This window comes from Parageobacillus caldoxylosilyticus (genome assembly GCF_019272935.1).
GTDB classification, from domain to species: domain Bacteria; phylum Bacillota; class Bacilli; order Bacillales; family Anoxybacillaceae; genus Saccharococcus; species Saccharococcus caldoxylosilyticus.
The window spans coordinates 2,821,175-2,833,127 of record NZ_CP040553.1 but is presented as its reverse complement, the minus strand read 5'-3'; the positions used below and the strand labels follow the sequence as shown (position 1 = coordinate 2,833,127).

At 37.5% G+C, this 11,953-nt stretch carries 17 protein-coding genes; 2 read left to right on the top strand and 15 right to left on the bottom strand.

The features are described from left to right. Positions 1 to 123 precede the first annotated feature (123 nt). The 5 genes from BV455_RS14490 to BV455_RS14470 all read right to left on the bottom strand — a co-directional run bounded on the left by BV455_RS14490 (position 124) and on the right by BV455_RS14470 (position 3,825). On the bottom strand, positions 124 to 321 hold the full coding sequence (locus BV455_RS14490) for a hypothetical protein (RefSeq protein WP_218687314.1): 198 nt from the start codon (positions 319 to 321) through the stop codon (positions 124 to 126). Positions 322 to 361: 40 nt separating this feature from the next. Further along, positions 362 to 682: an ImmA/IrrE family metallo-endopeptidase gene (locus BV455_RS14485; RefSeq protein WP_218687313.1), complete on the bottom strand. Its 321-nt coding sequence runs from the start codon at positions 680 to 682 to the stop codon at positions 362 to 364. A gap of 401 nt (positions 683 to 1,083) precedes the next feature. Then, on the bottom strand, positions 1,084 to 2,250 hold the full coding sequence (locus BV455_RS14480; protein ID WP_042411001.1) for an IS256 family transposase: 1,167 nt from the start codon (positions 2,248 to 2,250) through the stop codon (positions 1,084 to 1,086). A 254-nt stretch (positions 2,251 to 2,504) separates the two neighbouring features. After that, on the bottom strand, positions 2,505 to 2,750 hold the full coding sequence (locus tag BV455_RS14475) for a hypothetical protein (protein ID WP_218687312.1): 246 nt from the start codon (positions 2,748 to 2,750) through the stop codon (positions 2,505 to 2,507). An 841-nt stretch (positions 2,751 to 3,591) separates the two neighbouring features. Then, a complete protein-coding gene (locus BV455_RS14470) occupies positions 3,592 to 3,825 on the bottom strand; it encodes a hypothetical protein (RefSeq protein ID WP_218687311.1) in 234 nt (77 codons plus the stop codon). A 372-nt stretch (positions 3,826 to 4,197) separates the two neighbouring features. Here BV455_RS14470 and BV455_RS14465 point away from each other — a divergent pair, with 372 nt between their 5' ends. Further along, entirely contained in the window at positions 4,198 to 4,398 is a 201-nt protein-coding gene (locus BV455_RS14465) for a KTSC domain-containing protein (RefSeq protein WP_245005357.1), read from the top strand. 184 nt (positions 4,399 to 4,582) lie between these two features. Here the strand turns inward: BV455_RS14465 and BV455_RS14460 are convergent, their stop codons facing one another. From BV455_RS14460 to BV455_RS14450, 3 genes are all read right to left on the bottom strand, one after another. Continuing rightward, the gene (locus tag BV455_RS14460) at positions 4,583 to 5,824 is read right to left on the bottom strand and encodes a ComF family protein (protein WP_218687309.1); all 1,242 of its coding nucleotides are present in this window, start codon (positions 5,822 to 5,824) and stop codon (positions 4,583 to 4,585) included. Next, complete coding sequence (locus BV455_RS14455) at positions 5,825 to 6,760, bottom strand: DNA-processing protein DprA (protein WP_218687308.1); 936 nt, start codon at positions 6,758 to 6,760, stop codon at positions 5,825 to 5,827. A gap of 101 nt (positions 6,761 to 6,861) precedes the next feature. Further along, positions 6,862 to 7,299 carry an ArpU family phage packaging/lysis transcriptional regulator gene (locus BV455_RS14450; RefSeq protein ID WP_218687307.1) on the bottom strand — a complete coding sequence of 146 codons (438 nt, stop codon included), beginning with the start codon at positions 7,297 to 7,299 and terminating at the stop codon, positions 6,862 to 6,864. A gap of 176 nt (positions 7,300 to 7,475) precedes the next feature. On the opposite strand from BV455_RS14450, the gene BV455_RS14445 reads away from it, so the two are divergent. Next, the gene (locus BV455_RS14445) at positions 7,476 to 8,576 is read left to right on the top strand and encodes a beta family protein (protein WP_218687306.1); all 1,101 of its coding nucleotides are present in this window, start codon (positions 7,476 to 7,478) and stop codon (positions 8,574 to 8,576) included. Here the strand turns inward: BV455_RS14445 and BV455_RS14440 are convergent. The 7 genes from BV455_RS14440 to BV455_RS14410 all read right to left on the bottom strand — a co-directional run bounded on the left by BV455_RS14440 (position 8,521) and on the right by BV455_RS14410 (position 11,883). Next, complete coding sequence (locus tag BV455_RS14440; protein WP_218687305.1) at positions 8,521 to 9,108, bottom strand: sce7726 family protein; 588 nt, start codon at positions 9,106 to 9,108, stop codon at positions 8,521 to 8,523. The two genes, BV455_RS14445 and BV455_RS14440, sit on opposite strands and share 56 nt — an antisense overlap. A gap of 70 nt (positions 9,109 to 9,178) precedes the next feature. Further along, the gene (locus BV455_RS14435) at positions 9,179 to 9,373 is read right to left on the bottom strand and encodes an XtrA/YqaO family protein (RefSeq protein ID WP_218687304.1); all 195 of its coding nucleotides are present in this window, start codon (positions 9,371 to 9,373) and stop codon (positions 9,179 to 9,181) included. 88 nt (positions 9,374 to 9,461) lie between these two features. Next, positions 9,462 to 9,881, bottom strand: coding sequence for a RusA family crossover junction endodeoxyribonuclease (locus BV455_RS14430; RefSeq protein WP_218687303.1), 420 nt, complete (start codon positions 9,879 to 9,881; stop codon positions 9,462 to 9,464). Further along, a complete protein-coding gene (locus BV455_RS14425; protein ID WP_218687302.1) occupies positions 9,878 to 10,045 on the bottom strand; it encodes a hypothetical protein in 168 nt (55 codons plus the stop codon). Before BV455_RS14425 ends, BV455_RS14430 begins: the two co-directional genes overlap by 4 nt. Next, positions 10,045 to 10,233, bottom strand: a complete 189-nt coding sequence (locus BV455_RS14420) for a hypothetical protein (protein WP_218687301.1) — start codon at positions 10,231 to 10,233, stop codon at positions 10,045 to 10,047. The genes BV455_RS14425 and BV455_RS14420 overlap by 1 nt, the downstream gene beginning before the upstream one ends. Before the next feature lie 5 nt (positions 10,234 to 10,238). Then, a complete protein-coding gene (locus BV455_RS14415; RefSeq protein ID WP_218688050.1) occupies positions 10,239 to 11,081 on the bottom strand; it encodes an ATP-binding protein in 843 nt (280 codons plus the stop codon). After that, on the bottom strand, positions 11,023 to 11,883 hold the full coding sequence (locus tag BV455_RS14410) for a replication protein (protein ID WP_218687300.1): 861 nt from the start codon (positions 11,881 to 11,883) through the stop codon (positions 11,023 to 11,025). Before BV455_RS14410 ends, BV455_RS14415 begins: the two co-directional genes overlap by 59 nt. Positions 11,884 to 11,953 lie beyond the last annotated feature (70 nt).

Sequence of the window (11,953 nt, the reverse complement as noted above, 5' to 3'; positions counted from 1 at the left end):
CACCATCCTCCCTTTCATGCCAAAATAAAAAGCCACTCCTTTAAGAGTGACTTTCGCTATATGTTCGCATGATTTTGTTTGCCTTTTTCTTCGAGCCAATCGTCATCATCAGTACCACTCTGACTACCTCTTGTTTACTTCTTTCTCCAACAACTTTTCAATATAACCGTTAATGCGTTTTAATCGTTCGATTTCTTTTCTTCTCATCCGTTCCGTCTTAAATGAATACACAAAATATGCTATCGATAAAGCTAGTCCGATAACTCCCAAAATCCTAATGATACTTCCAGCATAGAATACAAAGATATACGGCTCATTCATTATTGTTATCCCTCCAAAATAAAAAAACCACTCTAGGCGACTAATATAACTTTCTTAACACTTGTTCGATTTCTGATGATGAAAAATCGAATTTGTTATCCTTTAACACTTGATACAACACTGAAGACACCCGATCAATCATTTCCTCGTCTTGTTCATCGTATCCTGCTTCTTTAAAACAGGCGTGCAGCAGTTCATGAACGAATGTTTGCTCTTTTCTCGTTTGGCAAAGGCTCGAATCAAGTTCGATGATTCCTTTATGGTAGTTGATTTGTCCTAGCGTATTAAACCGCTCTAAAATCCCGTCCACTTCATGGACTTCGTAATCAATGCCGGCCACTTTGACTTTGTTCGGAATCATTGTTTTCCCTCCAAATAAAAAAGCACCCGATTATTCGGATGCTTTAATTAGATCATTTAATCTTTGTTCAATTTGTTCCGCAATTGCCCTAGTTTCATCTGACATTGAACATTTAAACTGCCTTGTCCATTCAACTTTAGATCTATCAAACATAAAATTTAATACTTTACACTCATCTTCCCAAACCGATAACTCTTGTACGAACTTTGTTTTCATAAAAACCTTTGCAGCATCAATTACTGGTACCGTCAAGAATTTTGTGTAATGTAAGATAGATAGGGTATCTCTGAAATGGATTTGAAATGGATAGGGAACCGGTTTCCTTCACACAGGAGACTGAATATTCAGTCTCCTGTGTGGAAAGGGAGAATTCCCTTATTTTGTTTATTTACAGTATTTGGTTAATGATAACGTTCTTCAAACATTCGCTCGAGGGCTTCCTGTGCTTCGGCAAATCCTCGTAACTTTCGTCCTGCCCATTTCTCATTAAAATCTTGAATGGTCAAATATACGACTTTTTCAGCGGCTTCTAAACTATTCAAACTGTTCATCGGCTTTAGACGTTTCCGAATCTCCTTGATCGTTCGTTCGATGGCATTGGTCGTATAAATCACACTTCGAATACTGCTTGGATAATCCATAAATGTAAGGAGGACATCCAACTCATTGGCCCAAGATTGGACTTCTCTTGGATACTTGCTCGACCATTTTGACTCAAACTGTTCAAACATCTCCAGTGCAATTTTTTTATTCGGAGATCGATAAATGAGTTTCAAATCTTCCGCCATTTCGAATTGGTCTTTTTTCCGAACACGATGGAGCGTGTTACGGACTTTGTGAACGACACAACGCTGTACATCAGCTTTCGGATAAACGGCCTTAAAGGCTTCCTCCAGCCCCGGAAGACCATCGAATACGCCCAGAAGCACTTCCTTGACGCCTCTTTGGTAGAGCTGTTGAAGAATCTCCTGCCATCCATAGGCACTTTCCTGTCCTCCTATGAAAAAATCAAGAATTTCACGATACCCTTCTTCGTTGACCCCCAACACCACATAAATGACTTCTTTCTCCACGGTTTCGCGACGAAGTTTTACGTATAAACCATCCAAATATAAGACGGAATAACGCTTGTGCAGTGGACGAGTGTGCCATTTCTCGATGTCTTCCTTCACGACATCGGTAATACGACTGATCGTTGCAGGAGAATAGGCATTGCCTAGAATTCGTTCAATAAACTTGCCAATTTCACGCGTACTCATGCCACTTTGATACATCCTGATGATGGCTTCCTCGAGCCAGCCGGTGTGGCGCTGGTAAGGAGCGAACAATTGGGTTTGAAATTCTCCGTTTCGGTCTCTAGGGACCAAAAGACCTTCAATCCGGCCATATTGCGTATCTAGATTTCGTTGATAGTAGCCGTTTCTCATATTCGATGTTCCGGCCTGCTCTATTTCGAGGAAATTCTTGATTTCTTCCCGCATGATCAGTTCTAATTTTTCCTTTACAAACTGACGAATGACACTTTCCAGTTGATTTGCCCAGTCTACATTCGGTATACTTTTAGACATAGGTAGGGTTCTCCTTTCTCTGGAATGTTTTGGTCCAAATCAGAGAATACCCTACCTTTTTTCTTTTGATCTAGTAAAATGCTTTACACAAAATTTTATACATCATCCAATTACTCTATCCATATCTAAAGTAACACATTTTAATTCCGAAGCAGGTTTATTTATCGAGTCTGTATGTATTAATAATGTAAAAATTAACAAGTTATCATCCCTTCTTTACAACAATTCGTGTAAAAGGCCAAAATCCCTGCTAATTACTTAGTTGTTTTCAAATCATCAGAATCCAATTTATTTAGAAAACCACATTTAGGACAATAAACGGTTGCTACAGTAGGGTATCTATTTTCATCAGTTTCAATAACTCTTAAACCCGGGATACCTTCGGAAATAATGTGTACTTCGTAATTACTATCAGTTACTTTATTGGGAATTATATGTTGCCATTCAAATACTGTATTACAGTCCTTACATTTATATTTTCCAGTGATCTTTTTGGACAATATTATCCCCCCTCCTTTCACCTACTCACTTCGACAAAAGGAGACATTTTCCTGCTACTTTTCTCCTAAATTACGTTGTTTTCCCTCCAAATAAAAAAGCACCCGATTTATTCGGATGCTAATGTCGTCAAAAATTACAACTTCCCATTTTTCTACTTTCCGATCAACTCGCAGTGGAATCCAAAAATATCCCTGCTTTATCCGCTCCGTCCCCTATATCTTTTACAGCCCGCAAAAGCGTTTCCCACAATTGCATTCTTTCATCATCACCACGTTTTGATTATACAAAATTTTAGGGGGATGGAATACTTTCCAATTTTTCTGCATATCATATAATATGCCTCGCTGGGTATTCCCCTTTAGGAGGGAATCACCACGATGGATATTTTGCTTGATATAACATCGGGCGTTGTTAGCACAGTAGTCGGTGGATTAATTTTATATCGGATTTTATATTGGTTTGAAAAATATTATTCAGACAAATTCAAGAAATAGCTAAGTTGGTTTTATATTTTGGAATACCTAGCGAAGCTCAATCTTTTTAGAAATAGACAAAATTAGATTGGGCTTCGCAGTCAAATAAATTATAATAAAAAGACCTTACATAGTTCCTTGTAAGGTCTTTTTACTTTTACCATGCTTTTTCCATAGTGTTTGTGATGATGTAAGCACTAACTTCTCGGTTATTTTTATAATTTGTTTGTATTCCCAAATCCTCCATCCTTTTTCGCTGTCTTTCTGCTGTGGTGACTGTCGCAGAGAGTAAGGAACAAGGCTTCTTCGGTCTGCTCGGCATAAAATCACTCCAAATAAAAAAGCACCCCGAAGGATGCTTAGTGTTCTACCGATAACTTTTAACTGTTCTAGGTGTGGGCGGATTATATTCATTAACAGTAATGTATTTCACTAACTCCATATTTACTCTGTACAATACGTTTTCTTTTTTAAAATGATAATATTTGCCCTTTGAATAGACTTCCTCAAGCACTTGTTCTTCTGTTTCACCTTTAAGGAAAACAGCGATACTATCATCATTATTATTCACAAAATGAAACATTACTCTAAATTCTTTCATCTCATTTCCTCCTTCCGCCTACTCAATACGACAAAAGGAGGAATTTTCCTACACCATTCGTTCGCCAAATCTCGACATTATTTACGCCTAATCGCCCCACGTACTCGCTTGTACGTATCACGATTGACACCCATCAAATCGAGCAGTTCTCTCCATCTCAGCTTCTCTTTTCGTTTTTTCTTCCGTTTCCTCATGTTCATCACTCCAAAGAGCAAAATAAAAAAGCGCTCGAATTAATGAGCGCTTTACCAAATGGTTCAATCATAAACGGCGCAATTACTTCTTTTTTACTATTCCTTTCGACTCAAAAGAAGGAATTTACTTCCTTTTTGAATAAATTTGTAAAAATAAAGGAGGTGAAATGTCTTGATTATGCATCCTGTAGTTTCATCAAATTTAAGAGCTGTTGGATACGATCCAGTATCACAAACATTAAGAATTGAATTCCATAACGGCACTTATGAGTATTACAACGTGCCAGAACATGTTTACCGAAATCTTATGTCAGCTCCTTCAAAAGGGAGATTTCATGCTTATTTCATCAAGGATGTTTACCAATACAAACGATTATAACTTGTTAACTACAGGAACTGGTCGAGGAGACCAGTTCTTTCATAATCATAAAACAAAAACGCCACCCAATCGGGTGACGCCCTGCTTCAAAAAATATCCACGATACCATCATAGCACGTCTAAACAGAAATATTCTGTCGTCTTTCTGTCATTTTTCCTTCATTTTTCTGTCACTTTTGTGTAATTAAAAAGGTAAGTTGTCTTCTTCATGATATTGTTTAACATTTTGAAGATTATACTTTTTTCTCCCATCATCATAATTTAAAGTACTTTTACACCCTCTTGAATAGAAATTTTCACATCCCCAAAATACGCTGCCATCATGTTTATTGAATTTTAGTTTAAGAAATCCACCGCAATTGCTACATATAATTGGATTTTTGAAACCTGCATCTGAATTAGATTGCATGGCCCCCATACACACGATCGTTACTTCTTCTGCTCCATGATTATAGAGCATCCTCGCACATTCCATTGTCGTCGAACCACTTGTTACTATATCGTCAATTAATACTACATGACCAGTAACCCTACTAATCACATCAAATTCGTCATGTACATTATATGCTCGACTCATCCAACTACCAGCATTTTTCTGAGGGGCATAATCTCGTTTTGCTTTTAAAATATCACTTCGTATTTTTGTACTATAATCTTTGAATGTCTGTTCTTTCAGAAGCGCTTCTAAATAATCGACCTTTGACGGTTTTGCTGGTACATGAGTTATGATATCAATTTCTTTTATATTACTTTGTATAATATCTAAGCTGCTCTTAATCACTCTGGCTAATTTACCAAAAGTATTTTTATTTCCATATTTAAATAGTCGAATCATTTGAGTTAACGGGTGAGAATAACAACGATGGTCTCCGTCGACAAAAAATCGACCGCCAACCACTAGTTTAGCAGTATAGTTTAAGAATAATTGATGTCTAAGGGTCAAAAGTTTGAAGTTCCCTATCCCAGATTCATTGTTGATCACCATTTCATGAAAGAAACCTTTTCTCTTATTTGTAAAAATCTCTTTTAATTGCTCAGGAGTTTGAACTTCGAAATCTGGTAATTTGTTACGGTCAACTTCTCCATTAACTGTATTAAGCAGTATTGTTGAAATACATTCCTTGGTAGCATATTGTACATCATTTAGATTCCCTGTTAAAAAAACCGTTTCATATGGTTCGAAAATTGTATCATGCAAAACAATAGGGAAATCCATCATCGGGACAAATTTTTCATCGGTATGATTACTCTGCCAAAACTGTACATTTGAACGCCTTTTTCTAAAATATTCGCAACGATCGTTATCTTCGCAATTAATATAAAAACTTATTTCTTTAGGAGCCTCTGTTAAAATCGAGTCATATCTTGGCTCAATATTCTCTAGATCAATAATAAAAAGTCGTATATCGTTACATTGGAGAAACACCTACTCCATCTCCCCGTAAGTAATAATTTCGCTTTTATCTTTATCTACATAGGATGTCAATAAGTTTTGGTTATTAAGAAGTTCCATTAACTCTCCTAGTGTCCTAAACTTATGTGCCCCTTTTTCAGCAACTAATTTTCTAGGCCATTTTAAATTTTCGTTATCTATCGCACTCTGAGGAATAAACACTTTCCTTCCTTGCTTTAAAGCCTCTCTCGCCTGTATTAAAGCTCCACTTGTTTCTCCAGCTTCCATAACAATTGTTGCAATCGAAATACCACTCATAGTTGCATTCCGCATCGGAAAATTCCATCTTTGAACCGGAGCGCCAGGAGGGAATTGTGAAATAACCAATCCAGTAGAACCTATATATTCCTGAAGGTTTTTATGTTCCTTTGGATACACTTTATTTAAAGGAGTTCCAATCACAGCAATTGTAGGCTTTCCCGCATCATATGTTCCTAAATGCGCAGCGTAGTCGATTCCCCTCGCAAGTCCAGAAGCTACAATAATATTACGTTCAGATAGAAGCCTTGATAATAATCTTGCCTTGTTTTGTCCTTCCTTACTGGCTTTCCGTGAACCAACAATAGAAATCACTGGCAGATCCGCTAATGAAGGTTCGCCTCGCATAAATAAGAATTCAGGTGAGCCATCTAATTTTTCCAAACGTTTTGGATAAAACTTAGACCCTTTTTTGGCTATAATATCAAATTTATTCAAAAGATCTATATTTTTTTCAACTTTTTCTCTTGCAAGCGAAACATCTTTTGGATCAATAATCATTAGCTGTGGAATTATATATTCCCAGTCATCCTCATCTTTTATTTCCTGATAAAGTGCGTTTGTTTTTGTAAATGATCTATTTAATATCTCATACAATGTAAAATAGCAAATGTAAGCGTTTCTTTCCTTTTCTGAAAAGAAAAAAGCCATTTCTTTTCCTCCTAGTTTCCAAACAATAAGCTACTCAATATATAAGCTTTATTTATTATCGCATTGATTAGAAATCAATTCAAATACATCTTAAACTGATTTTATTCTTTATAAACCTCTATCCTCAAGATAAACGCCAGCTTATAAAAAGCCCGCGCTTTCAATCGATAATACTTGCTTTCACTCATTCCCATCTCATTGTAGAGCTCGTAATCATACATCTCTTCATTGCTTAAATAACGCTTAATAATCAGTTCTCGTTCCCTCGGACTTAGCCGATTCACGCCTCGTCTAATCCATTCCATGTATTCATCACGTTCGCGCTCAAAATCCACTTTGTCAATCACTGCTGATTCTGTAGATGAATGAAAAGCATTGGTGTGAGCAGGAGGAACAAGTGAATATGTTGCTGTCACCTTTGGTAATCGCTCCTCTGGAACCGTAAGAAGATAAAACCGATATTTCTCCAATGCAGCTTCAACTCGTTTTTTTGTCTCCTCACGATCAATCTCTGGAAGCTGGAATGAGAGTTGTACCATACGAACTCCTCCTTTGAAAAATAAAAGGACACTAATCACACAGCAGTGCTGCAATGATTAGTGCCCTCCGGTTTTCGGTTAGGCAATATTTATCTTTCATAATAAAGAGGATTTTGGAAAATTAAGTCGAATCACCTAAAAATATATTAGCAAATAATCACAAGGGAGGTAATAAAATGTTCAGTTTTAACCACTATGTTCCTGTTTTGAAATGGAAAAGGGGTGAGCAAAAAGCCTTAGAATATCTAGAACCTTCGTTGAAAAACAATATTACTCCATTGATTGAAATTCCACCAATTCCATGGGATTATAACAACGACATACCTCAAAAAACCATTGATAAGTATTTAGAAAACATTGGTTCAGATGTTAAAAAAGCTTGGAATCATGATTCTCCAATCTTTGTAGATCCATCTCCTCTTTGGAAAGAAGAAGAGCACCCCTATGTAAATGATGAACATCTTGTTTTATATATAATCAAACAAATAGTTTCGGAAGGGACATTAGCAATACCTGTTACTGGATTTAATAAAGAACCTGATTACCAAGAAGCAATTCAAGAATCACTAAAATATTCCAATAACAGACTATGTATTAGAATAGAAGATGACGATTTTGACGAGTTAGAATTTAGACTTAACAACTTGTTGGAAGAATTTTCCCTCAATCCCGAAAATATCGATTTAATAATTGATTTTGGTTTTATAAACCCTAAAGATGAAAACAGAACGCTTATGTCACTTAAAGGTATTTTAGCCACATTGCCTTATATTAATGAATGGAACACTCTTACATTTTCCGGAACATCATTTCCAGAAAACCTAAGTGATATACCAACTGGTGAAATAAAAAAAATTCCTAGAACTGAGTGGAATATTTATAAAAAGATTGTATCAGAAAAAAACCTGTTTAAGCGTATCCCTGCTTTTGGTGATTACAACATCTCTAATCCAGAATATATTGACTTTGATCCACGAACCATGACAATGTCCGCAAACATAAGATATACAGTTAAAGATGGTTTTCTTATATTCCGTGGCTATTCTGTAAAAAAACATCAATGGAGCCAAACACGTGAGTTATCACAACAGGTAGTAAAACATCCTGAGTATTATGGACAGAACTTTTCATATGGCGATGAATACATTTATAAATGCTCCTTAGGAGAAGAAGGCACTGGTAATGCAGAAATATGGAGAAGGGTTGGAGCCAATCATCACCTTACCCTAGTAATTCATGATCTCTCCAACCTTCACGCTCCTTCAAACATTCGTTAATTTTACACTTAAGCTCTTCAAAAGAAATTGTTTCTACCAATCGCCTATATATTTCCCCTCTAGGCTTGCTTAGATACCCTCTATGCAAGCCTTTTTCTTTTAAAATCTCTATCGCCTCATCTTTCCATAACAATTGACTAACTGAATACGGATCAACATTTTTGTTCTTTCGACCTTTTCTTACATTTCTCAGTACAGGTCTTCCATTTTTGTTACCAACAACTATAATCCCCCACCATTTCGGTATAATTTTTCTAACTTCATCCAAATACTTTGATGATACTACAATTGTTACTCTGTCAAAAACTTTATTATAATCGTCCATCTGACTCGGTAATCTATTTAGTGTATCGCTCTCACTTTTTATTTCATATCCATGTAATATCCCATTAATTACAGCAATATCAACACGTGTTTGTCCATGAAGAATTCCCATTTCATTTACAATTCTTGTATTAGGATCATCTCCATATTCATCAAGAAGTTGCTCCATTAATACTTTACGTATATCACTATCTCTTAACTTTCCCATCCTTAACACCCTTATCTTTTTTTCCGGATACTATAATAACATTTATTTTGACGAATAAATAAATTTTCCTTTATACTTTTATGCTTGTTTTCATTTCAACACGGTCAACTTGCCCACCAAATGATATAATTTTCGTTTCCCCATATTCAGGAAGCTGTAACGATACAACTTTCCCATTTTTTATTATATATATCTTATGGTTATCTAGGACATCAATTTCAACCTTCATAGTCTTTGGGTTAACTTTAACTTCTTTCAATTTCATAAGAACCCCCTTTCATCTTGTGTTTCTAATTTTCGCATGGAACCACCCGGGAAACCGAGTAGTCCCATTTCAAACTTCAGATAGTTTGCTATTGCCTCTCTAATGGAACAATGGTGATTTCCACCCGTGGTGTCTCGCTGTACCATTTGGAAATATGTAAGTCTACCACCTGGCTGTCATCCTTCCAAATGACGTTTTTGAGCGCATCCTTTATGGATTTCGCATAGTTATCTACATCCGGCTTGCTTGTCGGCCGCAACTGCCCAGCTTCGGCTGCTGCCTTTTTCTTTTTGCTGAATGATTTAGGTATTTTCTTATACACCTTGACCGTAACAAGAATAGGTCCTTCCAATAGCTTGTCCGGTCGGTGATCTGTTGCAACAAGACGAACATAATTTTTGAAATCACTCGACTTCTTTGGATCGTACATCCGGATATGACCATTAATTGCGGTTGCTCTCGGTCTCCCTTGAGCAACAGGTTCCCCATAGACAGTGAATTGTATCATTGCTTCACCTTCTCCATCACGAGTACATGACGCAACGTGTAATAGTCCAAATCATAGATGGATTGCCCTTGATGCTCCCTGATGCCCATGTCTAACAGCTGCCGAATCATCATTTGGCGTTTGAGCTCTTGCGTGAGTTGAACCTTTTCATAGAGGATACCCATCAGCAACATACCTCCATTTTCAACCGTTCTTTTGCTTCACGAAGCCGGCGTCTGAACTCCATCATCTCTTGTTCGAATTCTTGTCTGGCAAGTTTGGCATGTTCGCAATCGCAAGCCGTCACCAAGCACGCGCCGTTTGCTACTTTGGTGTATAGTTGACCCGTCCCGTTACATTTCACGCATGTCATTGTTCTTACGCCCCCTTTAATCTGAAGTCTTCCCCCTCAACTTCGTGGAGATATGGACCGCATTGTCCTATCAATCTACTTGCCGCAGCATATCCGATTTTTTCGCTTAATGTTCCGCGATCTTCGTTAGAATTGAATACGATTGGCTTTTGTTTTCGATAACGTTCGTTGATGATTTGGTAGTACAGCGATTCTTTAGTTTCCGACCATTTCGCCTTGCCGATGTCATCCCAAACTAAAACATCTGCATCAATGGCACTTTGCAGGAGTCGATTGAGCGTTTCTCCCTCGTCGTTCATCCTTTTGGCTTGGCTAAGCTCGTCCATGAATGCGACATCTGAAACGACGAGTACATTGAATCCGTCCTTAATGAGCCGTTTGGCCAGTGCGATTTGTAAATGAGTTTTGCCTACGCCGAAGTTGTTATGCTGTCTCTTGGCTTCTGCTCGCTCGCCAGCCGGTAACTCTCGAAGCCTTTGCTCGCCCACGACAGCGATAAATCCTAAATTTTTGTTAGGTATGATTTTCTTTGTCGTGCCGTCCTCGTGTTTAATAACAGCGAATTCGTTTAGGTAGTTAATGGTTGCATCGTACATATCTTGCTGATACTGCGTCGATCGCTTGAAATTTTCAAAATTCGCATGGATAAACTCGTCTGGAATTAGCGCCTGCTTAAATCTCCGTTTCCACGCTTTTCGCTCTCGACATTCACACGGTTTTGCGAATTCATAACCTTGCTCATCTTTATAGAAAATGAATTCCGTATCTTTGCATTGGGAACATTCGTATTCATTCTCTCCATCCCCAGGCTTTTCGGTCTGCTTCGGCTTCTCGGAGGATTTGTTCATATGATTTGCCGCCTTCTTTTGCAGATCGGCCAACACCTCGGCGATGCTTGTGAACCGTGCCATTAGTATCCCCCTTGTCCAAATCTTCAATGGTTTTAATCCCCTGCTTTCTCCATGTGTTCAATTTGTTGTAGACAAACTTCCATGTCTTCCCGTTTCCTCGCGCTGCATCTTTAATGGCTTCTACAATCATTTCTTCTGGATTAGTAAAACCAAAATTATCGATAACGTCTTGTATGTCTTCACGGAGAAATTCCGTGATATCTTCTTTCTCCAAAATCTTACTTTTTTGAAGAAGGTCTAAAATTTTGCCCACTGTATATTCATCATCCTCTTTATATTTATTTAAATTTTTATTTATATTTTTTATTTCTTGGTAAGCGAATTCGCTTACTGTAGAGTCAGCAATTTCGCTTACTGTAGTGTCAGCGTTTTTGCTTACTGTAGTGTAAGCAATTTCGCTTACTGTACTTTCTTTCGTTGACTGTAAGCGCCATGTATCATAATTCTTGTTAAACGCTAGTTTTCTGGATTTGGAAAAAGTGCCTTCCTCAGTAACGATGATGATGTTGCTTTCGATCAGCTTATCGAGTTCTTGCTTCACTCGTTGTTTATGCACGCCAGTAGCTTCAGCAAGAAAGGATAAGGACATTGCATGATCTTTACGGTTAAACCCGTAAGTATATCGCCATATCACTAAAATCAATCGAAACTGAGTTGGGCTGAGCTTGGTCAGCGCCAGGCGTTCTAAAATCTCATTTGCAATTTTGGTATATCCATGCTCAAGCTGTACGTCTGCCAAGCTCAACACCTCCTATTCCTTGATACAGATAACATATGGACCTTCAACTCTCACCGGCTTTAAGCCGGGA